1 protein-coding gene is annotated in these 587 nt (G+C 63.0%); it reads left to right on the top strand.

Features of this window, described 5'->3' with window-relative positions; genetic code table 11:
• Positions 1–54: 54 nt before the first annotated feature.
• Positions 55–587, top strand: a 533-nt coding sequence (locus AC1DVR_RS23970) for a TraG/VirB4 family ATPase (RefSeq protein ID WP_478003119.1), incomplete at its 3' end; no start/stop codon positions are given.

A 587-nucleotide genomic window follows, 5' to 3' on the forward strand; every position in this document is an offset into this window, starting at 1 on the left:
CTTCCCTTCACGGCCTCCGGCAACCGGATGACCGACCTGAGGAAGTTGCAACGCATGCGGCTTTTGAAGGCGGAAGCCGCCGTCGCTTTCGCCCCCATCCATGGCGAATGGCTTGGGGCGGGGGAGGGAAAGGGCGTGCTCCTTCTCGGGCGTCAGGGCGGGATCTTCGACTGGGACAATTTCCGCTCGAGCGGCAACTTCAACGTGGCGGTGCTCGGCAAATCTGGCGCCGGCAAGTCGGTCTTCATGCAGGAATTCGTGGCCTCGATCTATGCCCGTGGCGGCAAGATCGTGGTGATCGATGATGGCTATTCGTTTAGGAACACCGTCGAGCTCTTCGGTGGCACCTTCGTGGACTTCGAGGCGGATTGGACGATCCGGCTCAACCCCTTCTCGATGCTCTCCGAAGAGGCGATGGCAGCCCCGGAATACCGCGCCGAGGCCATCGAACTTCTGACCCGGATCGTGGCCTCGATGGCCGCCTTGGGCAAGAACGCCCAAGGCCGGGTGCAAGAGCTCGAAGAGAGCCATATCGCCGAAGCGGTGGCTCGGGTCTGGGACATGAAGGGCCGAGAGGGGGAGGTGGG

It is taken from the genome of Rhodobacter sp. P2_H5, from assembly GCF_056403335.1.